This window comes from Kribbella sp. CA-293567 (assembly GCF_027627575.1).
Lineage (GTDB): Bacteria > Actinomycetota > Actinomycetes > Propionibacteriales > Kribbellaceae > Kribbella.
In genome coordinates this window covers 2,714,168-2,738,886 of record NZ_CP114065.1, presented here as the reverse complement: position 1 = coordinate 2,738,886, position 24,719 = coordinate 2,714,168, and the positions used below count along the sequence as shown (strand labels likewise).

The 24,719-nt window shown below is 68.7% G+C and carries 23 protein-coding genes; 11 read left to right on the top strand and 12 right to left on the bottom strand.

The window, feature by feature from the left end; all coding sequences use genetic code 11:
* Positions 1–53: 53 nt before the first annotated feature.
* Positions 54–2,990, top strand: a complete 2,937-nt coding sequence (locus OX958_RS13185; protein WP_270137608.1) for a S8 family serine peptidase — start codon at positions 54–56, stop codon at positions 2,988–2,990.
* Positions 2,991–3,035: 45 nt separating this feature from the next.
* Here OX958_RS13185 and OX958_RS13180 read toward each other — a convergent pair whose 3' ends face one another.
* Positions 3,036–4,325, bottom strand: a complete 1,290-nt coding sequence (locus OX958_RS13180) for an aspartate aminotransferase family protein (RefSeq protein WP_270137607.1) — start codon at positions 4,323–4,325, stop codon at positions 3,036–3,038.
* A gap of 72 nt (positions 4,326–4,397) precedes the next feature.
* Here OX958_RS13180 and OX958_RS13175 point away from each other — a divergent pair, with 72 nt between their 5' ends.
* Positions 4,398–5,486 carry an LOG family protein gene (locus OX958_RS13175; protein ID WP_270139053.1) on the top strand — a complete coding sequence of 363 codons (1,089 nt, stop codon included), beginning with the start codon at positions 4,398–4,400 and terminating at the stop codon, positions 5,484–5,486.
* Here OX958_RS13175 and pdxY read toward each other — a convergent pair.
* Complete coding sequence (pdxY, locus tag OX958_RS13170; protein ID WP_270137606.1) at positions 5,479–6,330, bottom strand: pyridoxal kinase PdxY; 852 nt, start codon at positions 6,328–6,330, stop codon at positions 5,479–5,481. The two genes, OX958_RS13175 and pdxY, sit on opposite strands and share 8 nt — an antisense overlap.
* Positions 6,331–6,500: 170 nt before the next feature.
* Here pdxY and OX958_RS13165 point away from each other — a divergent pair, with 170 nt between their 5' ends.
* Genes OX958_RS13165 through OX958_RS13155 form a run of 3 tightly spaced genes read left to right on the top strand, consistent with a single transcriptional unit; the run spans position 6,501 to position 7,623 of the window.
* On the top strand, positions 6,501–6,968 hold the full coding sequence (locus OX958_RS13165) for a hypothetical protein (protein ID WP_270137605.1): 468 nt from the start codon (positions 6,501–6,503) through the stop codon (positions 6,966–6,968).
* The gene (locus OX958_RS13160) at positions 6,965–7,264 is read left to right on the top strand and encodes a DUF6355 family natural product biosynthesis protein (RefSeq protein ID WP_270137604.1); all 300 of its coding nucleotides are present in this window, start codon (positions 6,965–6,967) and stop codon (positions 7,262–7,264) included. The genes OX958_RS13165 and OX958_RS13160 overlap by 4 nt, the downstream gene beginning before the upstream one ends.
* Positions 7,258–7,623: a hypothetical protein gene (locus OX958_RS13155; protein WP_270137603.1), complete on the top strand. Its 366-nt coding sequence runs from the start codon at positions 7,258–7,260 to the stop codon at positions 7,621–7,623. Before OX958_RS13160 ends, OX958_RS13155 begins: the two co-directional genes overlap by 7 nt.
* Here the strand turns inward: OX958_RS13155 and OX958_RS13150 are convergent, their stop codons facing one another.
* From OX958_RS13150 to OX958_RS13140, 3 genes are all read right to left on the bottom strand, one after another.
* A complete protein-coding gene (locus tag OX958_RS13150) occupies positions 7,624–8,220 on the bottom strand; it encodes a DivIVA domain-containing protein (RefSeq protein ID WP_270137602.1) in 597 nt (198 codons plus the stop codon).
* On the bottom strand, positions 8,220–9,341 hold the full coding sequence (gene rlmN, locus OX958_RS13145) for a 23S rRNA (adenine(2503)-C(2))-methyltransferase RlmN (protein WP_270137601.1): 1,122 nt from the start codon (positions 9,339–9,341) through the stop codon (positions 8,220–8,222). The genes OX958_RS13150 and rlmN overlap by 1 nt, the downstream gene beginning before the upstream one ends.
* 104 nt (positions 9,342–9,445) lie before the next feature.
* A complete protein-coding gene (locus tag OX958_RS13140) occupies positions 9,446–10,222 on the bottom strand; it encodes a C39 family peptidase (RefSeq protein WP_270137599.1) in 777 nt (258 codons plus the stop codon).
* A 259-nt stretch (positions 10,223–10,481) separates the two neighbouring features.
* On the opposite strand from OX958_RS13140, the gene OX958_RS13135 reads away from it, so the two are divergent.
* Positions 10,482–11,516 (top strand): LLM class flavin-dependent oxidoreductase, encoded by a 1,035-nt coding sequence (locus tag OX958_RS13135; RefSeq protein ID WP_270137598.1) that lies wholly within the window; start codon positions 10,482–10,484, stop codon positions 11,514–11,516.
* Between the two features lie 52 nt (positions 11,517–11,568).
* On the opposite strand, the gene OX958_RS13130 is transcribed toward OX958_RS13135, so the two are convergent.
* The 5 genes from OX958_RS13130 to rpsB all read right to left on the bottom strand — a co-directional run bounded on the left by OX958_RS13130 (position 11,569) and on the right by rpsB (position 16,003).
* On the bottom strand, positions 11,569–12,402 hold the full coding sequence (locus tag OX958_RS13130; protein WP_270137597.1) for a phosphatidate cytidylyltransferase: 834 nt from the start codon (positions 12,400–12,402) through the stop codon (positions 11,569–11,571).
* A complete protein-coding gene (frr, locus tag OX958_RS13125) occupies positions 12,402–12,956 on the bottom strand; it encodes a ribosome recycling factor (protein ID WP_270139052.1) in 555 nt (184 codons plus the stop codon). Before frr ends, OX958_RS13130 begins: the two co-directional genes overlap by 1 nt.
* 117 nt (positions 12,957–13,073) lie before the next feature.
* Positions 13,074–13,835: a UMP kinase gene (pyrH, locus tag OX958_RS13120; protein ID WP_442913268.1), complete on the bottom strand. Its 762-nt coding sequence runs from the start codon at positions 13,833–13,835 to the stop codon at positions 13,074–13,076.
* Positions 13,836–13,888: 53 nt separating this feature from the next.
* Entirely contained in the window at positions 13,889–14,707 is an 819-nt protein-coding gene (gene tsf / locus OX958_RS13115; protein ID WP_270137596.1) for a translation elongation factor Ts, read from the bottom strand.
* Positions 14,708–14,995: 288 nt separating this feature from the next.
* Positions 14,996–16,003 (bottom strand): 30S ribosomal protein S2, encoded by a 1,008-nt coding sequence (gene rpsB, locus OX958_RS13110; RefSeq protein ID WP_270137595.1) that lies wholly within the window; start codon positions 16,001–16,003, stop codon positions 14,996–14,998.
* A gap of 319 nt (positions 16,004–16,322) precedes the next feature.
* Here rpsB and OX958_RS35350 point away from each other — a divergent pair, with 319 nt between their 5' ends.
* Entirely contained in the window at positions 16,323–17,663 is a 1,341-nt protein-coding gene (locus tag OX958_RS35350) for a peptidoglycan DD-metalloendopeptidase family protein (RefSeq protein ID WP_442913267.1), read from the top strand.
* Between the two features lie 137 nt (positions 17,664–17,800).
* On the opposite strand, the gene OX958_RS13105 is transcribed toward OX958_RS35350, so the two are convergent.
* Together OX958_RS13105 and OX958_RS13100 are read right to left on the bottom strand one after the other, a co-directional pair.
* Positions 17,801–18,280, bottom strand: a complete 480-nt coding sequence (locus OX958_RS13105; RefSeq protein ID WP_077012701.1) for an RrF2 family transcriptional regulator — start codon at positions 18,278–18,280, stop codon at positions 17,801–17,803.
* A gap of 31 nt (positions 18,281–18,311) precedes the next feature.
* The gene (locus OX958_RS13100) at positions 18,312–19,253 is read right to left on the bottom strand and encodes a tyrosine recombinase XerC (protein ID WP_270137594.1); all 942 of its coding nucleotides are present in this window, start codon (positions 19,251–19,253) and stop codon (positions 18,312–18,314) included.
* A 274-nt stretch (positions 19,254–19,527) separates the two neighbouring features.
* Between OX958_RS13100 and OX958_RS13095 the strand changes: the two genes are divergently transcribed.
* From OX958_RS13095 to dprA, 4 genes are all read left to right on the top strand, one after another.
* Entirely contained in the window at positions 19,528–21,009 is a 1,482-nt protein-coding gene (locus OX958_RS13095; protein ID WP_270139049.1) for an APC family permease, read from the top strand.
* Between the two features lie 138 nt (positions 21,010–21,147).
* Positions 21,148–21,504 carry a YraN family protein gene (locus OX958_RS13090; RefSeq protein ID WP_270137593.1) on the top strand — a complete coding sequence of 119 codons (357 nt, stop codon included), beginning with the start codon at positions 21,148–21,150 and terminating at the stop codon, positions 21,502–21,504.
* Positions 21,504–23,081, top strand: coding sequence for a YifB family Mg chelatase-like AAA ATPase (locus OX958_RS13085; RefSeq protein ID WP_270137592.1), 1,578 nt, complete (start codon positions 21,504–21,506; stop codon positions 23,079–23,081). The genes OX958_RS13090 and OX958_RS13085 overlap by 1 nt, the downstream gene beginning before the upstream one ends.
* Positions 23,078–24,235: a DNA-processing protein DprA gene (gene dprA, locus OX958_RS13080; RefSeq protein ID WP_270137591.1), complete on the top strand. Its 1,158-nt coding sequence runs from the start codon at positions 23,078–23,080 to the stop codon at positions 24,233–24,235. The genes OX958_RS13085 and dprA overlap by 4 nt, the downstream gene beginning before the upstream one ends.
* Positions 24,236–24,719 lie beyond the last annotated feature (484 nt).

Sequence of the window (24,719 nt, the reverse complement as noted above, 5' to 3'; positions counted from 1 at the left end):
ACCGGCCATCCACTCTCTTCCGCCCCGGATGGCCGGGACCGAACGGAGAGCACATGAAACTCCTGCGGATACCGGCCCTAGGGGCCGTCGCCTGTCTGGCGCTCGCGGTACCGGGACCGGCGGCTGACGCCGCCACCCCGCCGGCGCCCACACCCACCATCCGGAGTGCCGGTGCCCCAGGCACCATTCCGGGGAGCTACATCGTCGTACTGAAGGACGGTGCCCGGGCCACTGCCTCGAACCTGGCCGGCAAGTACGGCGGCCGGGTCAAGCTGACCTACACGACCGCGCTCCGCGGCTTCTCCGCCTCCCTGACCGAGGCGGAGGCGCTGCGGCTGGCCGCCGATCCGGACGTCAGCTACGTCGAGCAGGACGGTATCGCCAAGGCCAGTGACCGGCAGGCCAACCCGACCTGGGGACTCGACCGGATCGACCAGCTGAAGCTGCCACTCGACAAGGGGTACACCTACCCGACCAAGGCGGCCGGTGTCACGGCGTACATCGTCGACACCGGCATCTACAAGACGCACTCCGACTTCGGGGGCCGGGCGACCGACGGCTACGACTTCATCGACAACGACGCGGTCGCCAACGACTGCAACGGTCACGGCACCCATGTGGCCGGCACTGTCGGCAGTACGACGTACGGCGTGGCCAAAGGCGTCGCCCTGGTCGGCGTACGGGTGCTGGACTGTCAGGGCAACGGCGAGTGGTCCCAGGTGATCGGCGGCATCGACTGGGTCGCCAAGAACGCCAAGAAGCCGGCCGTCGCCAACATGAGTCTCGGTGGCGAGGCGAACACCTCGGTGGACGACGCGGTCAAGCGCGCGATCGCCGCGGGCGTCTCCTTCTCGGTCGCTGCGGGCAACGACAACGGCGCCAACGCCTGCAACACCTCGCCGGCCCGGACACCTGCGGCGATCACGGTCGGTTCGACCGACAGCCAGGACAACCGCTCCAGTTTCTCCAACCTCGGCTCGTGCCTGGACCTGTTCGCCCCCGGGTCCAGCGTCACGTCCACCTGGAACAACGGCGGCACCAACAGCATCAGCGGTACGTCGATGGCGACGCCGCACGTGGCGGGCGCGGCGGCGCTCTACCTGGCGGGCAACCCGGCCGCGACCCCGGCAGCGGTCGCCGCGGCGCTGACCGGCAACGCCAGCACCGGCCAGGTCAAGAACCCGGGCAGTGGCTCACCCAACAAGCTGCTCTACACCGGCTTCATCGGCGGCGACCCTGACCCCGATCCCGATCCGCCCACCTGCGCGGGCGGTTCGTCGACCGAGGACGCCGCCATCCCCGACGCGGGTGCCGCGGTCTCGACCTCGGCCACCATCACCGGCTGCGACGGCAACGGTACGTCGGCCACCAGCGTCAAGGTCGACGTCAACCACAGCTACACCGGTGACCTGCAGGTCGACCTGATCGCGCCGTCGGGCGCCGTCATCAACCTGCGCAAGGCCGGCGGCGTCGGCTCGGCCGACGGTCTGCACCAGACCTTCACCGTCAACACGTCCGGCGAGACCCGCAACGGCACCTGGAAGCTGCAGGTGCGCGACGTCTACCGCTTCGACACCGGCACCCTCGACGGCTGGTCGCTGAACTTCGCGCCGACGGCAGCCAACTACGAGGGCGACACCGTGCCGCTGAAGTCCGGTACGCCGGGCGCCAACTTCGTCGGCGGCCAGGACGCCACCGTCAGCGAGTTCCCGTCGATCATCGCCGGAGTCCGGGCCGGCGGCACCCGGCCGCAGGGCCAGACCTGCACCGGTACGGCGATCGCGCCGCGCAAGATCCTGATCGCCGCGCACTGCGCCGACGCGGCGGGAACCAAGAGCTTCATCTACGGCCGGAACGATCTCAAGGCCGGCGGCGGCACCACGGTCGGAGTGGTCGACTACAGGAAGCACCCGAAGTACGTGAACTTCGATCAGGGCTACGACGTCGCGGTGGTCACCACTGACGCCGACATCCCGGTCCCCAACGGCCAGTACGCGTCGTTCGCGACCTCGGCCGACGCCGGACTGGAGCGCCCCGGTGCGACCGGTCTCGGCTTCGGCTACGGCAAGAAGGACTTCGACGACAACACCCAGGACGTGACCCTGGACAAGGCGTCGCTGCCGATCGTCGACGGCGCGCAGGTCTGCAACGGTGTCGGCGCCGGCTTCAAGCCCGCGACGATGATCTGCGCCGGCTACTCCGACGGGCGGATCACGATCCTGCCCGGCGACTCCGGCGGTCCGCTGATCGTCCAGGGCAAGGTCATCGGCGTCGCGTCCTGGAGCCGGTCGGACTTCAAGTGGTACAGCGTCTACGGCCGGCTCACCAACGAGGTGGGCGACTGGGTCAAGCAGCAGGTCGGCGACGCGCCGCCCACCGGCGACTTCGGCGTCGCGGTCTCCCCGTCGGCCGTCAAGGTTGCCCCCGGCAAGTACATCTCCACCACCGTGACCAGCACCAACGGGTCCGGCAGCGGCGAGAACCTCACGCTGACCACCTCCGGTCTGCCTACCGGGGCCACGGCGACCTTCCAGCCCGAGTCGATCGCCGCAGGCACGGCGGCCAAGGTGACCTTCCAGGCCGGTACCGGCACTCCGGCGGGCAACCACACCGTCACCGTCCGGGCGTCCAACTCGGCCGGCAAGACGGCGACCGCCACGGTGACACTGACCGTCGAAGGCGACCAGCCGCCGACGGGCGACGTACAGGTCACTGCTACGCCGACCAGTGGATCCGTCGCGCAGGGCCAGCTGGCTCAGACGACCATCAAGGCATCCGGTGGCACCGGCAACCTGACCCTCACCGCCAGCGGCGCCCCCGCCGGCACGCAGGTGTTCTTCAACCCCGCCACCATCGCTCAGAACGGCAGCAGCAACGTCTGGTTCTTCACCAGCTTCCAGACACCGCGCGGCACCTACAGCATCACGGTGACCGCCCGTTCCGCTGACGGCAAGACCGGCAGCACGAAGTACAGCCTGACCGTGCGCTGAGCACAGCAGTGGGCCCCTGCCGGTTGGCAGGGGCCCACTTGCCTGTCAGCGCAGCGTGTTGAACGAGTCGCGAAGGATCTCGATCGCCTCGGTGGTCTCCTCTTCGGTCAGCGTCATCGGCGGCGCCATCCGCAGGACGTTGCCGTAGAGACCGCCCTTGCCGATCAGCAGGCCGCGGTTCTTGGTCTCCTGCTGGAGCTTGACCGTGGTCGCCGCGTCCGGCTTGCCGTCCTCGGGGTTGATCAGCTCGGCCGCGAGCATCAGGCCCTTGCCCCGGACGTCACCCAGCTCGGGGAACTCCTCGGAGATGCCGCGCAGGCCGTCCATCAGCTGTGCGCCACGCTTGGCGGCGTTGGCCTGCAGGTCGTTGTCGAGCAGGTAGTCGATCGTCGCCTTGGCCGCGGTGGTGGAGATCGGGTTGCCGCCGAAGGTCGACAGCGAGTTCGCGCTCAGGCTGTCCATCAGCTCGGACCGGGCCACCACGCCACCGATCGCGAAGCCGTTGCCGAGCCCCTTCGCGAACGTCATCGCGTCCGGTACGACGTCGTGCGCCTGGATGCCCCAGAAGTGCTCGCCGGTCCGTCCCCAGCCGGTCTGGACCTCGTCGGAGACGAGCAGGATGCCGAACTCGTCGAGCACCTCCTTGAACGCGGCGTACAGGCCGTCGGGAGGGGACGAGAAACCGCCGACGCCCTGGATCGGCTCGACGATCAGGCAGGCGACGTCGCCCGCCGTACCGGTCTCGATGACGTTGCGCAGATCATCCACGCAGACCTTGATGTACTCCGCGTCCGGCAGGTCCCTGAACGGGCTGCGGTACTGGTAGGCGCCGTTCACGTACTGCACGTTGACCGGCGACAGACTGCTCGCCGACCAGCCGCGGTTGCCGGTGATCGCGACCGTGCCGAAGCCGCGGCCGTGGTACGAGTTGCGCATCGCCAGCACCTGGTTGGAGCGGCGCTTCTGGGTCGCGAACAGCATCGCCGCTTCGTTCGCCTCGGTGCCGGAGTTGGTGAAGAAGACCTTCGCGTCCGGGATGCCGGACAGCTCGGCGATCTTCTCGGCCAGCTCGATCTGCCGGCGGATCAGGTACACCGTGGAGGTGTGCGCGATCCCGCCGGCCAACTGCTCGCGGACCGCGTCGGAGATCTCCGCGACGTCGTAGCCGATCGCGTTGGTCAGGATGCCGGCGAAGAAGTCGAGGTACTCCTTGCCCTCGCCGTCGGTGACCCGGCGGCCGGCGCCCTTGACGATCTCGATCGGCTGCTCGTAGTACAACGCGAGCCAGTCCGGCATGACGGCCTTGTGACGCTCCCACAGCTCCGCATGTGTCATGTCCTAAGCAATACCCCATCACCGGGCTCTCCGGCTATCGCCCGGTGGTGACTTAGGGTGCTCTTCGTGACTATGCCGAGCATTCCGCATCTGGACATCGAGTCGCTGACGCACTTCGACCAGGTGATCGGTGCGGGAGCGGCCGCCATGGGCGGCTGGCGGGTCCAGTCGGTCGACCTGACCGGGCGGACCCAGGTGTTGCTGCAACTGGAGCCGATGGGGTCGCTGTTCCTCGGTTGCGCGCTGGAGGAGTCCGCGGCGGCTTGGGTCCGCGACGGCGGCGGACTGATCTTCCCGACCATCCCTGAGCTGCCGTTCGACCCCTACCGCGGCACCCTGTACGCCGCTGACGAGCTCTACGCGGGCCTGGCGTCCGGCTACGAGGCGACTCCCGACGCCCAGATCTACGCCTGGTCGCGGCAGCACGACGAGCTGGGCGACACCAGCCGCACGCTCGCGGCCGCGTTGCACGACCACTCGATCGCCGACGCGCTGCACGAACTGCCCGGCGACAAACCGTGGATCGGCGTGATGGGCGGGCACGGGATCGCGCGCACCGACCCGGCGTACCGGTCGGCCGTCCTGCTCGGCCGCACGCTCGCCCGCGCCGGCCTCACCGTCGCCACCGGCGGCGGACCTGGTGCCATGGAGGCGGCGAACCTCGGTTCCAGTCTCTCCCCGTACGACGACGCCGCCGTCGACGCGGCCCTGTGCTCTCTCGCAGCGGCCCCGTCCTTCCGCCCGTCGATCGCCGACTGGGCCGCCACCGGCCTCGCCGTACGCCGTGAGTACCCCGGCGACGGCGGTGTCTCCATCCCGACCTGGTTCTACGGCCACGAGCCGCCGAACGTCTTCGCCACCGCGATCGCGAAGTACTTCTCCAACGCCCTCCGCGAAGACGTCCTGCTCAGCCGGGCCCGCGGCGGGATCATCTACCTTCCCGGAGCGGCCGGCACCGTCCAGGAGATCTTCCAGGCCGTCACACCGAACTACTACGGCGACGCCGCCACCCAGGTCCCGATGATTCTGGTGGGCGTCGACTACTGGACAGTGAAGCTCCCGGTCTGGCCGCTGCTCGAGAAGCTCTCCACGGACCGTGCGATGGCCTCTTCGGTCCTGCTGGTCGATACCGTCGAAGAGGCCGCCGAACTCGTCAGCTGACCCGCTCGGGCGTGAACTGCATCCGCGGATTCGCGTAGGCGTCCTGCGACTCGACCAACTGCAGCTCACGCTCGCCCGACTCGTGGGTGCGGGTGAGCAGGTCGAAGACGCTGGAGGTCGTGCGGGCCAGCGCGTCCGCGAGGTCGCCCGTACGCCGGTAGTGGGCCGTGAACAGCGCGGCGGTCACGTCACCCGAGCCGTTCGCCTTCATCGGGATGTACGGCGTCCGCACCAGCCACGCGCCGCTGTCGTCGACGGCCAGCATCTCGATCGTGCCGTCCTCGCGGTCCGGGCGCTCGACGCTGGTGACCAGCACCGTCCGCGGTCCGGTCGCACGCACCAGCTCCACCGAGGCCAGCGTGGATTCAAGGGTGCCGGGCTCGGTGTCGGTCAGGAAGCCCAGCTCGAACTGGTTGGGCGTGATGATGTCGGCGGCCGGAACGACCCGGTCGCGCAGCAGCACGGGGATGGCCGGCGCGACGAAGCACCCGGACTTCGCGTTCCCCATCACCGGGTCGCAGGAGTACACCGCGGCAGGGTTCGCCGCCTTCACCCGCTCGACCGTCTCGAGGATGACATCGGCGATACCCTCACCGCCCTGGTAGCCGGAGAGCACCACGTCGATCTGCGGCAGGACGCCGCGGTCCTCGATCCCCAGCAAGACCTCTCGCACGTCGTCCGGGCTGATCAGCGGCCCCCGCCACGCCCCGTAGCCGGTGTGGTTCGAGAAGTTCACCGTGTAGACCGGCAGCACCTCCACCCCGATGCGCTGGAGCGGGAAGACGGCGGCCGAGTTGCCCACGTGGCCATAGGCGACCGCGGACTGGATGGAGAGGATCTTCACCGCTCGATCATGCCACTTCGGCCGGAGCGGATGGTCCGGACCCTGGCGTGGGGCGGCCGATGGTTATGGGTCCTCATCTAAACGATTGCTTGCGAGAGCGACTTACGGTGACGATCGGGTCGCGCACCGGAGTCCCGTCCGGTGCCGACGATCCGAAAGGATGTACTTCCATGCGCAAGATCGCTCTGGCGGTCCTGTCCGCGCTCGTCCTGACGCTGTCCTGGACGGCCACGGCAGCATCAGCGGCTCCGCTCCCAGCCGATCCTTCTCCACGCCAGGCCTTCGCCATCACCGCGGACGGCCAGATGAAGGTGATGGACGCGAGTTCCTGCAACTTCCCGCAGTGGGGCACCGTCTGCATCAACGTGAACGGCAGCGGCCTGTTCGTGTCCCGGGTGACCGGGTCGCACCCGGTCGCGGGTTACGAGTGCGGCCGGGCCTTCCACCTCTGGGGCTACTACGAAAACGGCCAGCAGTGGCACCGCAACGGCACCGCGGACTGCGGCGCGGTCCGGGTCTGGGTCGACTTCGACCTGAACGCCAACATGCGCGACGGCTCGCAGATCTGCGCGGATCTGCGGGAGGGCGCTTCGCAGTGGCACGAGAACGGCTTCGCCTGCATCACGGTGCACCGGTGATCGGCCGTCGGCTGGCCACCGCGGCCGCAGTCGTTGCCATCGGCACCGGCCTGACGATCGGCACCGCCCCGGCCGCGAACGCGCAGCAGAACGGCGTACAGCTGAAGTGCGGGTTCGACACGGACGTGCTGTCGATCAACGCCTACTACACGCACTGCGACTCGAACACCTACGTGGTGATCAAGATCTCGGGCACCCCTTGGACGCCCAGCGAGATGTGCGTAGGCCCCGGTGAGACCTGGCTGGGTTCGACGATGAACTACACCTGGGCCGAGTACGCGGGCCGGCTGTGCTGACCTCGCGCGCAGTGGCGGCCGGGGCGATTGCTGTCGCCGCCCTGGCCGGTACCGGCGCTGTCCCCGCGGCCGCGGCCGAACTGACCGTGCAGACCGACGTGTTCCTCTGCGACTACGACACCGCCCAGAGCAACGGATACCTGTACGTCCGGAACGACGGCACCCGGTTCACCTGCTTCGCCAACGCCGGGTCGGCCGGGGTCTGGATCGGCAACGCGGCGTACTGGTGCAGCTTCGACAACGCCGGAGCGATCACCTACAACCGTCCCGACATCGTGGGCGGGAAGGTCTTCTTCGGTCGTGGTCAGTGCGGTTCGCTGGCTCCGAACACCACGGTCACCAATGTGACCATCTACTGATCAGCGGCCGGTGAGCCAGGACTCGGCCTCTTCGAGAAAGAGGTCGACCTGCATGACGTCGTACCCCTCGCGGATGCGCACCGGCGAGAACCGCACGTTGCGGATCTCTCGCGCGGTGACGGGCCGGTCGACGGGTCGGCCGTTCACGGTCGCCATCACCCGGTCGACGAAGTCGTCGACCTCGGCCATGTCGTAGCCCTCGCGAAGCTTCACGACAGCGAAGTGCGGGGCGTCGCGCAGCCGGCGCGGCGCCACCGCGTGATCCACGGTCGAGTCGGTGGGCCGGTCCGCCGGGTTGGTGGGCCGGTCCGCCGGGTCGGCGATCGACTCGATGGGCCGGCCGGCCCGGGGTTCGCCCGGGCGGTCGGCCGACCCGCTCGGCATGCTCTGCGCGGCCTGTTCCAGGAAGGCGTCGACCTCGTCCACCGAATAGCCCTCGCGGAAGCGAACCGGCGTGAAGCTCACGTTACGGATGTCCGCCGCGGTCACCGGCGCTCCGGCGTACCGGCCTTCGACCGTGGCCGTCAGGCGCTCGATGAACGCGTCCACCTCGGCAATGTCGTAGCCCTCGCGCCAGCGGACGCGGGAGAACAGCATCAGTCCTTGTTCGCGGCGGCGAGCTGGCCGCAGGCGCCGTCGATCTCCTGGCCCCGGGTGTCGCGGACCGTGGTCGGGATGCCGCCGGCCTGCAGCCGGCGGACGAACTCGCGCTCGTCGGCCGGGTCGGAGGCGGTCCACTTCGAGCCCGGAGTCGGGTTCAGCGGGATCAGGTTCACGTGCACCCAGCCCCAGTCGCCGCGGGCCGCGAGCTTCTCGGCCAGCAGGTCGGCGCGCCAGGCGTGGTCGTTGATGTCGCGGATCATCGCGTACTCGATCGAGACGCGGCGCTTGGTCTTCTCGGCGTACCCCCAGGCGGCGTCGAGGACCTCGTCGACCTTCCAGCGGTTGTTGATCGGGACCAGCTCGTCGCGCAGTTCGTCGTCCGGCGCGTGCAGCGACAGCGCCAGCGTGACCGGGATGCCCTCGGTCGAGAGCTGGTTGATCCGCGGCACCAGCCCGACGGTCGAGACCGTCACGCCGCGGGCCGAGATGCCCAGCCCGTCCGGCGACGGCTCGGTGAACCGGCGGACCGCGCCGATCACGGCCTTGTAGTTGGCCATCGGCTCACCCATGCCCATGAAGACGATGTTGTTGACCCGGCCAGGTCCACCGGCGATCTCGCCCCGGGCCAGCGCGCGGGCGCCGTCGACGACCTGCTCGACGATCTCCGCGGTGCTCATGTTCCGGGTCAGACCGGCCTGGCCGGTCGCGCAGAACGGGCACGCCATCCCGCAGCCGGCCTGCGACGAGACGCACATCGTGGTGCGGTCCTTGTAGCGCATCAGCACCGACTCGACCAGCGAACCGTCCAGCAGCTTCCACAGCGACTTGCGCGTGGTCCCGTTGTCGCACTCCAGGTCACGGACCTTGGTCAGCAACGGAGGCATCAACTCGGCGACCAGCTTGTCGCGGGTCGCCGCGGGCAGGTCGGTCATGTCCGCCGGGTCGTCGGTCAGCCGGGCGAAGTAGTGGTTCGACAGCTGTTTGGCCCGGAAAGCGGGCTCACCGAGCGCCGTCACCGCGGCGCGGCGCTCCTCCCCGCTGAGGTCGGCAAGGTGCCGCGGCGGCTTCTTGGCACGGCGCGGCTCATCGAAAACAAGCGGGAGGGAGGTAGTCATCGCCTTCCATTGTCGCCCGCGCACCCCACGTTCACAAATTCACATCAGTGACCCTGGACACCACTCGCGCCCCGGTGGTGACCGGGACGCGAGTGCCGGGGCGGTCAGGCCGAGTAGCCCTTGGGCGGGATCAGGGTGGCGAGCTGGTTGAAGGTCAGCCAGTACTGCGCCGGGCCGAAACCGGCCGGATCCGCGATCAGCACGGTCATGTCGTTGGAGTTGTAGCCGATGACGGTGAAGTAGTGCCAGATCGTGTAGTTCGGGTAGCCCGGCGGATGGTTGCCGGCCGGGGCCACGATGTTCGCGACGATCGGGTAGTTGCGGTCGATGTCGTAGACGATGTCGCTCCAGAGCAGGTTTCGCTGCGACTGGGTCGGCGGATCGTTCGGCATTTCCTTGGTCTCGTAGTAACTGCCGCCGATGTGCGCGTTCAGCTCCCGGGTGACCTGGCCGATCCAGTCGGTACCGTTGGTCGTCGTCCCGAGGTCCGCGGCCAGATGCGCCTGGCTGGGCGCCGCGATCCTTGCGGACAAGGCGATCCGGGTCGCTGCCGGACCGCACCAGTAGCCGGTCTCCTGATACTGGAAGTCGATCGCCAGGGTCACCTGCCCCTGAGTCTTGGTCGCGCCCGCCGGCACCATCTTGGCCGCGGCGGCCGCGTTGGCCGCCTTCGCGGCCGCACTACCCACCTGTACGCCGTTGCCGGGGGCGCCCAGAGCGGAAACGTCAGCAGCCGGCGCTGGAGTCGCCACGGCCGGCGAGGTCGATGCCATCGGCATCGAGACTCCGGCAACCAGGGCCAGACCGCAGGTCACGGCCTTCAACTTCGTCGTGGTACGCCTCCCGAGCCTCACGGGCGGCTGGAACAGATCACTGGACATGTGAACTCCTCGAGCCTCGACGCGTCGGCCTCGGTGGTCGACGCACGTGCCAGTGGATGCCTTGTACGCCGCCTTGTAAACCCACTCTCCGAGCAGGTTCGAGCACTGTGTGCAACTGACAGCGTGGTGTTTTCCCAGGTCAGCGTGCGGTTACCAGATTTCCGATCCCGTCCTGCGGTCGTGAAGATTTACCCGAGCATTTCGATCCAGGTCGAATCCACCGGGGAATGAGAGCTCAGGTGACTCAGTTGCAGCTGATATGGCCCCTCTCCCCCGTACTGCGCTCGCCGGAGTCCCGTTGTCGGTCCTCGACCGGTCCCGGACTCGGGTCGGCGAGACAGAGGCGGAGACTCTGCGCGGCACCGTCCAGCTCGCCCGAGAGGTGGAAGAGCTCGGCTATCACCGCTTCTGGGTGTCCGAGCATCACAGCGTGCCTGGAGTGGTCGGCTCGGCGCCGACCGTGCTGGCCGCTGCCGTAGGGGCGTCGACCACCCGGATCCGGGTCGGTACTGGCGGCGTGATGCTGCCCAATCATCAGCCGCTGGTGGTTGCCGAGCAGTTCGGCGTACTGGAGTCGTTGTTTCCTGGCCGCATCGACATGGGACTCGGGCGATCGGTCGGCTTCACGAATGGCATCCGGCGGGCGCTCGGCGTCGAGAAGGACGCTGCCGAGGATTTCAGCTCGCAGGTCCGGCAGTTGCTCGGCTACTTCACGGGAGACCAGGAGAGCCACCCACAGGTCCACGCACGCCCAGGAGAGGGCCTCACTGTGCCTCCGTTCGTGCTGGCAGTCGGAGAGGGCGCGCTCCTGGCTGCATCCCTGGGCCTGCCGCTGGTCCTGGCCGGGGTGAAAGGCGAGCAGGAGCTACAGAAACTGCTGGACCGCTACCGCACCGAGTTCCAACCGTCCGCCTGGGCCAGCAGCCCGTACGTCGTACTGGCAGCCACAGTGGCCGTCGCTGAGACGACGGAGGCAGCCCGGCAGCTGTTGTTGCCTGAGGCATGGTCCAGCGCCTACTCGCGGACCCGTGGCGTGTTCCCGCCGTTGCAGTCGATCGCGTCGGTGCTGGAGCTCGACCTGAGCGAGAAGGAGCGCGGGTTCTTCGAGCAGTCGCTGAGCGGACAGATCTACGGCACCCCCGGCGAGGTGGGTGCCGCGCTGGGCGGGCTGGTGCAGCGGACAGGCGCGGACGAAGTACTGGTCACTACGAACACCTACGACCGTGCCGAGCTGCTCGAGTCGTATCGCCTGTTGGCCGAGTTGGCGTCGGTGCGAACGTTGGCCAGCCGCTGATCCTCGCGACGGCAACTATCGATGCCGTAGGCAACGATTCGGCCGAACCGGGTCAGACGAGCAGGTGCAGGACCAGCCAGACGGCGGGAGCCGTTGCCAGCAAGGAATCCAGCCGGTCCATCACGCCGCCGTGGCCCGGCAGCAGGTTCGACATGTCCTTGATGCCGAGGTCGCGCTTGATCATCGACTCGGCCAGGTCGCCGACCGTCGCGGTCAGCACGGCCACGGCACCGACGATCGCACCGACCCACCAGTGACCGTCGAGCAGCAGGACCACCGAGGCGATCCCGGCGCCGATGCAGGCCACGGTCGAACCGGCGAAGCCCTCCCAGGACTTCTTCGGGCTGATCGTCGGCGCCATCGGATGCTTGCCGAACAGCACGCCGGCCACGTAGCCGCCGACGTCGCTGGCCACCACGACCAGGAAGAACGTCACCACCCGCTGCGGCCCGTCGTCCTCGGGCTGGACCAGCAGGATCGCGAACCCGGCCAGCAGCGGCACGTAGGCGAGCAGGAACGCATTGGTGGTGACGTCGCGGACGAACCCGATCGAACCGCCTGGCATCCGCCAGAAGATCGTCGCCAGGGTGGTCAGCGCCAATCCGATCAGCAGCGCGAGCGGGCCACCGAAGTACGCCGCGACGAGCATCGCCGTGGTACCGGCGAAGAGCGGGATCCGGGACAGCTTCGCGCCACTGTTCTGGAACACGCGAACGAGTTCGTCGACGGCCGCCAGGACGGCGGTGAGCACGACGAGGATGAACAGGGACTTCTGCCAGAGCAGCGAACCGAGGATGACCGCACCGAGACCGACACCGACCGCGATGGCCGCGGGCAGGTTGCGCCCGGCGCGGCTCGGCGCGGGCGTGCTCTGGTCGACGCCCATCACACCTCGAGCAGTTCGGCTTCCTTGTGCTTGAGCAGCTGGTCGATCGAGTCGACGTACTTCTTCGTCATCCCGTCGAGCCGCTTCTCAGCACTCTTGCCCTCGTCCTCGCCCGCTTCGCCGTCCTTGACCGACTTGCCGATCGAGTCCATCGCGTGCCGGCGGATGGTGCGGACCGAGACCTTGGCGTCCTCGCCCTTGGTCTTGGCGACCTTGATGTACTCCTTGCGGCGCTCCTCGGTGAGCTGCGGCATCGTGATCCGGATGACCGAACCGTCGTTGCCCGGGTTCACGCCCATGTCGGAGTCGCGGATGGCCTTCTCGATGGCCGGCATCGCGCCCTTGTCGTACGGCGAGATCAGCACGGTGCGGGGATCCGGCACCTGGAAACCGGCCAGCTGCTGCAGCGGCGTCGGCGAACCGTAGTAGTCGGCCACGATGTTCGAGAACATCGACGGGTGCGCGCGGCCGGTACGGATCGCGGCGAAGTCGTCCTTGGCGACCTCCACGGCCTTCGCCATCTTCTGCTCGGCATCGCGGAGTGCTTCGTCGATCACGACATTCCTCGCTTCCTCGGGGCCGCGTCGGTGCGGCCGGATCAACCCTACGAACGCTGGTGTACCACTCCACGGACCTGAGCCCGTGTGTCGACCGTGATCTTAGTGCGTCTGCTACTGACCCGGTGAGACGACGGTACCGATCTTCTCACCGCGGACGACGCGGGCGATGTTGCCCTCCTCGAGTCCGAAGATCACGATCGGCAGCGCGTTGTCCCGGGCCAGGCTGATCGCCGTCGCGTCGGCGACCCGCAGCCCGCGGGCCAGGAAGTCGTCGTACGACAGCTGGTCGAACTTGACCGCGTCGGGGTTCTTCTTGGGATCGGAGTCGTAGACCCCGTCGACGCCCTGCTTGCCCATCAGCAACGTCTCGGCGCCGATCTCCAGCGCGCGCTGCGCGGCGACCGTGTCGGTGGAGAAGTACGGCATGCCGGAACCGGCGCCGAAGATCACCACACGGCCCTTGGACAGGTGCCGGTCGGCCTTGCGCGGGATGTACGGCTCGGCGACCTGGCCCATCGTGATGGCGGTCTGGACCCGGGTCTCGACGCCCAGCTTCTCCAGGAAGTCCTGCAGCGCCAGGCAGTTCATCACCGTGCCGAGCATGCCCATGTAGTCGGCGCGGTTGCGCTCCATCCCCCGCTGCTGCAGCTCGGCGCCGCGGAAGAAGTTGCCGCCGCCGACCACCACGGCGACCTGGACGCCGGAGCGGACCACCTCGGCGATCTGCTTGGCGATGGAGTTGACCACGTCGGGGTCGACGCCGAGCTTGCCGCCGCCGAACACCTCACCCGACAGCTTCAGCAAGACCCGGCGATAGGCCGGATCGAACGGCGAAGAGGCCGGACTCGTCTCGGTACCCAGGGTTTCCGTCACGATTCCGGCCTCCTCGTCGACTACTGCACTGACTAGCGGTGGTCGCTGAGCCGTCAGGCTCCGACCTCGAAGCGAGCGAACCGCTTGACGGTCACGCCGGCTTCGTCGAGGACCGCCTTGACGGTCTTCTTGTTCTCCTGGACCGACGACTGCTCGAGCAGCACGACCTCCTTGAAGAAGCCGTTCACCCGGCCTTCGACGATCTTCGGCAGCGCCTGCTCGGGCTTGCCTTCCTCGCGCGCGGTCGCCTCGGCGATCCGCTTCTCGCTCTCGACCGTCTCGGCCGGGACCTCGTCGCGAGTGGTGTACAGCGGACGCATCGCGGCGGCCTGCATGGCAGCGCCGCGGGCGGCCTCGATGTTGTCGCCCTCGAACTCGACCAGCACGCCGACCTGGGCCGGCAGGTCGGCGGCACGCTTGTGCATGTACGCCGCGACCTTGCCTTCGTAGACGGCGACCTTGCCGAGCTCGAGCTTCTCGCCGATGACGACGGCCAGGGACTCGATGTTCTCGGCGACGCTCTTGCCGTCGGCCAGCTTCTCGTTCAGCAGACCCTCGAGGTCGCCGACCTTGCTGGCGGCCGCGTGCGCGACGATGTCGGCCGCGAGCTGCTGGAACTGCTCGTTCTTGGCGACGAAGTCGGTCTCGCAGTTGAGCTGGATCAGCGCGTTCTCCGCGGCGGCCACCAGGCCGTTGCTGGCGGAGCGCTCGGCACCACGCTTGGCGGCCTTGGCGGCGCCGTGGATGCGCAGCTCCTCGATCGCCTTCTCGAAGTCGCCGTCGGTGGTCTCGAGCGCCTTCTTCGCGTCCATCATGCCCGCGCCGGTGGCGTCGCGGAGCCGCTTCACGTCAGCGGCGGTGTAGTTCGCCATGCCTCGATCTCTCAGTCTTGTTGGTGCGTCAGCTGGGGGATGTCGTCCGGGCGCGAGCCCGGCGACTGCTCGCCGTCCGGCCTGGCCGGCCGCTGGTGGCCGCCCGCTCCGGGGAGCGGGCGTCTCACTCGTCGTCCGACCGGTTCCGGCTGGTCGGCCATCGCTTTGCTCCGCAGAGCAGGTTGGTGGCCGACCGGCCGGATTGTCCGGCGGTTGCTCACCGTCCGGCGCGGTCGCCGGCCTCCGTCATCCGGGGGCCGGCTCGTGCGCCTGGCGGCTACAGACCGATCAGGCGTCGGTCTTGGGCGCGTCGGTGCCCTCGACCGGGGTGCTGTCGGCGGCGGCGATCGTCTCGGCGACGGCGCCGGACTCGGCAACCGGAGCCTCGTCAGCGACCGGAGCGTCAGCGGCCGGAGCCTCGTCGGCGGCCTTGGCCTCGTCGGCCGGGGCGTCGGCGGCCGGAGCCTCGGTGGCCTCGGCAGCCGGAGCGGCGTCAGCGGCCTTGGCCTCGGTGGCGCCGTTCTGGCTCTCCAGCAGCTCGCGCTCCCAAGCAGCCAGCGGCTCCTCGGCACCCAGCTCCTCGCCGGCCGCGGCGGCGCCCTGGCCACCACGCGACATCAGACCGTCGGCGACGGCGTCGGCGATCACGCGGGTCAGCAGGCCGACCGAACGGATCGCGTCGTCGTTGCCCGGGATCGGGAAGTCGACCTCGTCGGGGTCACAGTTGGTGTCCAGGATGCCGATGATCGGCAGCTTGAGCTTGCGCGCCTCGTCGACGGCGAGGTGCTCCTTCTTGGTGTCGACGATCCAGACGGCGGCCGGAACGCGGGCCATGTCGCGGATACCACCGAGGGTCTTGAGCAGCTTGATGTACTCGCGACGCTTCTGCAGCAGCTCCTTCTTCGTCACGCCGGAGGCGGCGACGTCGTCGAAGTCCAGGAGCTCGAGCTCCTTCATCCGCTGGAGCCGCTTGCTGACGGTCTGGAAGTTGGTCAGCATGCCGCCCAGCCAGCGCTGGTTCACGTAGGGCATGCCGACGCGGGTCGCCTGCTCGGCGATCGCTTCCTGGGCCTGCTTCTTGGTACCGACGAACAGGATCGAGCCGCCGGAGGCAACGGTGCTCCGGATGAACTCGTAGGCGCGGTCGATGTACGACAGCGACTGCTGCAGGTCGATGATGTAGATGCCGTTGCGCTCGGTGAAGATGAATCGCTTCATCTTCGGGTTCCAGCGACGGGTCTGGTGCCCGAAGTGGACGCCGCTCTCGAGCAGCTGCTTCATGGTCACGACGGCCATGAGGTGTTCCTCCTGTCGCGCCCCGGCTCAGCCGGTGACGCCTGTCTCGGTTGTCCCGCGGTGGACCAGGATGGTCCGCCGCGCCTGACGCCCGCGCGCACCAATCCCGAACGAGCCGGGACCGAGTGGTGCGCCCACCGACCGCCACCGGGATTCCGGAGTCAGCCTTAGGCATGCGGGCGTGCGAAGTCGCCCCACACAGGTGGGACGCCACCAAAAGTCTACGGGAGACCAGGCACCCACACCTAACCGGCCCCACTTGTCCACAGCCCCCAGGATTCCACCGCCGACCCCGCCACTCCAACGGCACATTCCCTGTATGACGCCACTCCTCCTCACTCCCCTGCTCGCAGCCGCCCTGCTTCTCCCCAACCAGCCCGCACCAGGCAGGTCTTCACCGCCGCCCCTCACCCCGGCCACCGCCGACGCCCGGCTTGCTCTGGAGCCACATCACAAAGTCACAACCGCCGCTCAGCCGGAGCTCACCAACCTCCACCGAGGCGTCGATGACCCTGCTGACCCTCACCCGAAGCCCGCCATCCCCCGCCAAGCCGCCGCTGACCCTCCGCCCGAGACCGCCACGCCTCGCCAAGCCACAGTTGGCCCTCAGCCGGAGCTCGCCAACCTCCGCCGAGGCACCGCTGACCCTCGCGCCGTCTGGCCCCTCGAGCCCCGCCCCGAGATCGTCCGCGGCTTCGAAGCCCCAGCCAAACCCTGGCTCCCCGGTCACCGAGGCCTCGACCTCCGCGGCTCCCCCGGCCAGCAGGTCCGCTCCGCCACCCCAGGCACAGTCACCTTCGCCGCCCCGATAGCCGGCCGCGGCGTCATCGTCATCACCAACGGCCCACTCCGCACCACCTACGAACCGGTCAACCCCACAGTCCGCCCAGGCACAACAGTCTCCCCAGGAACCCCACTCGGCACCCTCTCAGCGGCTCACTCCCACTGCGCCCCCGCCACCTGCCTCCACTGGGGCCTACTCCAAGCCACCACCTACCTGAACCCGCTGTCCCTACTCCCCCAACGCCCCATCCGCCTACTTCCTTTGATCCCACCCACCACCTTGCCGCCCGCCTTCTGGCCAGCACCGCACGCCGCACCCGCCCTGTTGCCAGCACCGCACGCCGCGCCCACCTCTCCAGCGCAGCACCCCGCCTCCACCGGCGACCTGCCGGAGCCATACGCCACGCTCACCCGCGACCTGCCAGCACCACAGCCCGCACCGACCGGCAACCGCCCAGCGCCGCACGCTGGCCCCATCGACGCCCTGCCAGCACCACACGCCGACCCCACCGGCGACCTGCCAGCGCCGCATGCCGGCCCCACCGGCGACCTGCCAGCACCACACGCCGTCCCCATCGACGCCCTGCCAGCGCAGCAGCCCGAACCCATCGACGACCTGATCACCGATGCCACCGCCCCGCCGACCCCGAATCCACAGGAGTCAGCCGCATCCACCGCCCTGCCGCCCCCGCCCACAAACCGCACCCCGCCCGGCTCGGACCCGGCTCCCTCCAGCACCCGGCCGCCACCCGACGCAGCACCGCCGGCCCCACCCCGCGCGCAACCATCACCCAACGGCGACCCGGCCTCGAATGTCTTCGTCACCCTGGCAGCAATAGCCACTCTCACCGGCAGCCTGCTAATCAGGCGGCACTGATGCCCCGCCCGCTCCACCCACCCGACCCACCGGCTACCCAGCGCCAGCTATCCAGTCACCCAGCGATCGATCAGCCCAGCCCGGCTCGCGCAGCTCCCAGGAACCCACGCCTTCCAGCTCCGAGGAACCCACGCCTATCAGCTGCCAGGAACCCGCGCCTGCCAAGCGTCCTCGTCCTTCGACCGCCGCTCGACACCAGCCGGCAGCTTGCCCTTGGCCAGATCGGTCAGCGTCGTGTGCTCCAGCACGTCCCGCAGGCTCGCCCGCGCCGCGATCCAGACCCGCTGCAGCACGACCGCCCGCTCGTTGTACGCGACGCTTTCCGGCCGCACCCCGGAGATACTCACGATCGGGCCGTCCACCGCGCGCATCACATCGGCCACCGAGATCTCGTTCGGATCGACCGCGAGCTTCCATCCACCCGACTGGCCACGCTGACTCGTCAGCACCCCGGCCCGCCGCAGATCCGCCAGGATTCCCTGCAGGAAGCCGTGCGGAATCCCCTGCGCGCGGCTGAGTTCCTCGGCCGACACCACCGAAGGATCGTTCGCCACCCATCGCTGGGTGATCTCGATCAGCGCCCGCAACGCATAGTCAGACTTCGCCGAAACCCGCATACTCCGCAGTCTGCCGTATCGAAGGCCGGAGTCAGGCGCGCGGATGCGCTTGTTCGTACGCGCGTCGCAACCGGTCGCCCGACACGTGCGTGTAAATCTGCGTGGTCGCCAGCGACGCGTGCCCGAGGAGTTCTTGCACGCTGCGAAGGTCGGCGCCACCTTCCAGCAGATGCGTCGCCGCCGTGTGCCGCATCCCGTGCGGCGACAGATCCGGCGCGTCGGCCGCTTCCATCCGGGCGTGCACCAGCCGTCGTACGGTTCGTTGATCGATCCGGCCCCCACGAGACCCGAGGAACAACGCCGGCCCACTCCCCTCCCGGAACAGCTTCGGCCGCGCACCGTCCAGCCACCCGTCCAGCGCAACGCCCGCCGGTACGCCGTACGGGACGGAGCGTTCCTTGCGGCCTTTGCCGAAGACGCGGACCACCCGCCGCCCCGGGTCGATGTCGTCGAGGTCGAGCGCGCACAGCTCACCGACCCGAATACCCGTTGCGTAGAGCAACTCCATGATCGCGAGGTCTCGAAGTCCCACCGGGCTGCCGTCGTCCGCCGCCACCGCGGCAGCGTCGAGCACCGCCCGCGTGTCGGCCTGTCCGAGCACGCCCGGCAGCGACTTGTGCGGCTTGGGGCTGGCGAGCAACGCGCCGGGATCGGTCTCGATTCGCCCGGTCCGCTGCGCCCAGGCGGTGAACACCCGGGCCGCCGTCGCCCGCCGTGCCATCGTGCTGCGCGACTTGCCGAGGCTCTGCTGTTTGGCCAGCCAGGACCGCAGTCCACGGATGTCGAGGCTGCTCAGATCATCGTGACCAAGCCGAGTCAAATGATCGATCAGATCCATCACATCACCGATGTAGGCTCGCACCGAATGCCTGCTGAGGTCTCTTTCCGCCGTCAGATGCCGTTCGTAGTCAGCCAGTAACACAGTGAAACCTTCCGTCTTGGAAGGCGTTCCGCTGACCTCGTCCGGCGCCATGCCCCGACGATGCGGCAGTGGCCCCGGCATCGCAAGCCACCGCGCGGTGGATACCCCTAGGAGGTCTGGCCCCAATTCCACTGGTCGACTACTGTTCGGCCCGATTGCCCTAGTAGCAACGGAGGCACCCCTGACCATGGCCCCCTCAGCGAACGGACAGACCGTAGGCCGGCGCCTGCCGGTCGAGTCGGCGTTCACTCGAGTCGAGGATGCGCGGCACCGTCTGCCGCGCCTGTTCGGTCGTCGCGACCTAGTCGTTCTCGGACTCGGCGTGATGATCGGGTCCGGCATCTTCAGTCTCAGCGGTAAGCAGGCGGCCAATGTCGCCGGGCCCGCCGTGATCTTGTCGTTCTTGATCGCCGCGGTGGTCTGCGTACTGGCCGCGGCCTGTTACGCGGAACTCTCGTCGACGATCCCCGTCTCGGGAAGCGCGTACACCTTCAGCTACGTCACCTTCGGTGAGTTGTGGGCCTGGCTGGTGGGCTGGGCTCTGGTGCTCGAGCTCGTCACCGCCGCCGCCATCGTGGCGCGCGTCTGGTCGGCGTACTTCCTGGCGACGCTGGACGGATTCGGCTTCACCCTGCCCGCGGGCGTGGCGCAGTACTTCGGGCCGGACGCCGAGATCAACCTGGTGGCGCCGGTGCTGCTGCTGGTGCTGACCGCGCTGATCGTCACCGGCACCAAGCTGTCGGCCCGGGTGCTGACCGTCGTCGTCCTGGCGAAGGTCGCCGTCATCTTGCTGGTGGTCGTGATCGGCGCCCTCCACATCGACTTCGACAACTACCGCCCGTTCGTCCTGGACTCGCGCCCCGCCCCGGCGACGGCCAGTCCGACCTTGCTCAGCTGGATCCTGGACTCGTCGTTCGGCTCGTTCGGCGTGATGGGCATCTTCACCGCGGCCAGCTCGATCGTCTTCGCCTACATCGGCTTCGACCTGATCGCGACCGCGTCCGAGGACGCCCGCAACCCGCGCAAGACCGTCCCGCAGGGCATGCTGCTGGGCGTCGGCGCCGTCACCATCCTGTACGTCGCAATGGCGGTCGTCCTGGTCGGGATGCGTCCCTCCGGTCAGCTGGGCGGCGCGGCTCCCCTCTCGGAGGCCATGTCGGCTGTCGGCGTCGGCTGGGCGGCGAAGGTGGTCAATCTAGGGGCCTTGCTCGCCATGAGCACGGTCATCGTGGTGGTCCTGATCGCGCAGAGCCGAGTGCTCTTCAACATGGGCCGCGACGGCCTGCTCCCGAAGAGCCTCGGCCGGGTCAGCCGCGTGTACTCCTCCCCCGCCCGGGCCGCCACGGCCGCCGGGGTGGCAGCGATCGCGCTGACGATGTACCCGAAGGTTCTCGACCTCGAAGAACTGCTCGTCATCGGTGCCCTGTTCTGCTTCGCATTCTGCGCCGTCGGCGTGCTGACGCTGCGGCGCAAGGAGCCAAACCTCGAGCGTGGCTTCCGGGTCCCGATGGTGCCGTTGATTCCGCTGCTGTCACTGGCCTCGACGCTGTGGCTGATGCTGAACCTGAAGACCAGCACCTGGACCAAGTTCGGCGTCTGGATGGCACTCGGTCTGGCGATCTACGGCCTCTACGGCCGCTGGCACAGCCGTCTGGCCAACGAGGACAGCTGGGACTTCGACATCGGCGACACCGATCCCGGGACGGGCGGTCTGCAAGCCGTCCGGAGCGAGGCCGACACCGGTGAACTGCGTGCGGTCCGGACACCTCCCAAGCCGCCTTCCCGCGGAAAGCACATGCGTAACTGACGCTTCGGTGCCCACTGATCCCCTGACGAGTTCCCGGTCAGGGGATCAGCCATTTCCGGGGCGGTTTTCCACAGCGTTCCAAGTCGTCCGCGAGATCGGTGCGAACCACGGCAGATTCCTTGTCGGAGGTGGTCATCGATGCGAACCACGAACGCGGTCGGGCAGTATGGCGAAGATCTCGCCGCCAGACACCTGGTGGACAACGGCTTCACGATCCTGGATCGCAACTGGCGTTGTGCTCAGGGCGAGATCGACATCGTCGCCCGCGAGGGCCACACGCTCGTCGTCTGCGAAGTGAAGACCCGGCGCGGGCTGAACTACGGCAGTCCGCTCGAGTCGATCACCTATCGCAAGCTCAGCACACTCCGCCAGTTGGTCGGGCGGTGGCTGCAGGCGCACGAGGTGCGTCCGGATGAGATCCGGATCGACGCTGTCTCGGTGCTGCTGCCGCACCAGGGCGCGCCCAGTGTCGACCACGTCAGGGGCGTGGCCTGATGCCGCTCGCCCAGGCCTGGTCCGTGGCGCTCGTCGGCCTGGAAGGCCACCTCGTCGAGATCGAGGCCGACATCGCTCAGGGCCTGCCGAAGACCACCCTGATCGGCCTGCCTGACACCTCACTGTCGGAAGCGCGTGACCGAGTGCGCGCCGCGGTAGTCAACAGTGGCGAGAAGTTCCCCGACCGCAAGGTCACCATCGGCCTGTCCCCTGCGACGTTGCCGAAGACGGGTTCGCATTACGACGTCGCTATCGCGTGTTCGCTACTCGCCGCCGCGGGAGTGGTCGACAACGAGCGGCTTCGGCAGGTGGCGATCATCGGGGAACTGGGCCTGGACGGCCGGATGCGGGAGGTTCGCGGCGCCCTGGCCATGACCCTGGCCGCTTCCCGCTCCGGCTTCGAGCGGATCGTCGTCCCGGAGCTCAACGCCGGCGAGGCCAAACTGGTCCCGGGCATCGAGGTCTACGGGATGCGGTCCCTGCGTCAGGTGCTCGCCCTGCTGCGGCAGACCGAGATGCCCGACGAGGACCCACCCCGGGCCGAGCCTCGGCTCATCTCCGAGTCGCTCACCCGGGTGCCCGAAGTCGATCTCCACGACGTGCTCGGCCAGCGCGAGGGCCGCAAGGCGATCGAGGCAAGCGCGGCCGGCGGTCATCACATCTATCTGCACGGGCCACCCGGCTCGGGCAAGACCATGCTCGCCGAGCGCCTCGCGGGCTTGATGCCGGATCTCAGCACCGAAGACTCCCTCGAGGTGTCGGCGGTGCACTCGTTGGCGGGTTTGCTGACCAACGATGCGGAGTTGGTCGTGCGGCCGCCCTTCATCGCCCCGCACCACACCGCCTCCCTCCCCAGCCTGATCGGAGGCGGTTCCGGTATGCCCCGACCTGGGGCGATCAGCTGCGCTCACCGAGGGATCCTGTTCATCGACGAAGCACCCGAGATGCATCCGCTGACCCTCGACACCCTGCGGCAGCCGCTCGAGTCCGGCTTCGTCGAAGTGCACCGGGCGGCCGCGGTCGCGAAGTTCCCGGCTCGCTTCCTGCTCGTGCTCGCGGCGAATCCCTGTCCCTGCGGCCTGGCCGGGATACCGAACAAGATCTGCAACTGCACTCCGCAGAACCTGAACCGCTATCGCCAGCGCATCAGCGGCCCGATCAAGGACCGGATCGACATCCAGCGCCAGATCCTTCCCGCCGCCCGCGGTGTGGGCGACACCGATCAGCCGGAGTCGACCGCCGAGGTCGCCGCCAGAGTCCGGCTCGCGCGCGAGCGGCAGAGTCATCGGTATCAGGGCACGGGCTGGTCGCTGAACAGCCAACTCCCCGGGCCGATCCTCCGCCGCGAATACCCGCTCGACGAGGCGAGTCAACGACTTCTCGAAGACCTGTACGCCGAAGGCAGCCTCACCGCCCGAGGCTTCGACCGGGTCGCCCGTCTCGCCTGGACTCTCGCCGACCTGGAGGGCGCCACGCTCCCCAACGTCGCCCATACCCACGAAGCGTTCCAACTCAGAACCGGCGCCCCGCTGACCCCACTCACCGACGAACGCCCTCTCCGAAAGGCAGCTTCATGACCACTGCGATCTCCCCACCGGCTGATATCAGCGAAGATGAGCGGTTTGCGCGGGCCGGATTGTCCCGGGTGGTCGAGCCGGGCGATCCAGCGGCGGTTGCCGCGTTCGAGGGATTGGAGGCTCAAGAACTGTGGGCTGCGTTGCACGAGAAGCGGCCGATGTTCGAGCGGTGGAGTGCTCGGGTGGCGGAGGCGCGGCCGGAGATCGACCTGCAGCGTGCTGTGGCTACCGGCGCCAGATTCGTCATCCCGGGCGATGACGAGTGGCCCGAACAGGTGGAGGTGCTGGCCGATGCGGGCCTGCAGAGCCGTCGCGGCGGCGTACCGTTCGGGCTTTGGGTTCGCGGGCCTTCGCATCTGCGAGAGACACTCACGCAGTCTGTTGCCGTGGTCGGCGCCCGCGCCTGCTCGTCGTACGGCGAACATGCAGCGGCCGAGCTCGCCGCGGGACTCGCCGATGAGGGCATCACGGTGGTCTCCGGCGGCGCTTATGGGATCGATGCCGCGGCCCATCGCGGCGCCCTCGCCAGCGGCGGTCCGACGGTCGCCGTGCTCGCCTGCGGCGTCGACGTCAGCTACCCGAAAAGCAACACGGCGCTCTTCCACCGAATCGCCGAAACCGGCCTGCTGGTCAGCGAACTCCCGCCGAGATGTTCGCCCACCAAACTCCGCTTCCTCGCCCGCAACCGACTCATCGCAGCCACCACGCTGGGCACCATCGTGGTCGAAGCAGCAATCCGCAGCGGCGCCCTCAACAGCGCCGGCTGGGCCGAACAATGCGGCCGCCAGGTCCTCGCCGTCCCCGGCCCGATCACCTCCCGCATGTCAGAAGGCGTCCACCTCCTGATCCGCGAACGCAACGCCACCCTGGCCACCAACGTGGCCGACATCCTCGAAGCCATCTCCCCACTGGGCACCCACACCACGTCCTACCCCCACGCCCCCGCCACCCCCACCGACCACCTGGACCACGAACTCAGCCGCACCCTGGACGCCGTCCCCGTCCTCCGCCCCGCCCAAGCCACCCGCATAGCCACCACCGCCGGCCTCGACCTCGACACCACCCAGGAATGCCTCGAAACCCTCGCCGAAACCAACCTGATCGAATACACCGACACCGGCTGGCGCCTACCTTCCACCCAACAGTCGGCCTGACCCCACCGCCCCACACCCGCACCCGCACCCGATTCCCGCTCTTCTGCCGACTCCGTCCCGGCGGTGTCGAGGCCCGCGCTGCGCCAGCTCATCCCACATCCATTCGCGACCGCCCCGCACCAGTTCCTTCGTCGCCGGCTTCCCATCCTCAGCGCCGCCTGCACCGAGCCTGGCTGGCGGAGTGCCAGCGCCCGAGAAACCACTCGAATCGCCGGCGGCGCCTGCGCGGCGCTGGTTGGTGAATATGAACGAGTGGGAGAACCGAATGGAACCGGCGCCAGTCCGGCACGCGGACTGGCGGCGTGGCGATGAGACTGCGTTAACGCGTTGGCCCGCTCGTCAGCAGGTTCTGCGGGGTCGCTTGCGGCTGTTGACGCGCCCTCGGGCAGTCGATCGGTCCGCGCCAACGTTCGACCGGCGCGGTACCAGCGTCTGTGACACCGAGGTGTTGTCGCTACCCACCGGCGGGCTCGACGCGCGGTAG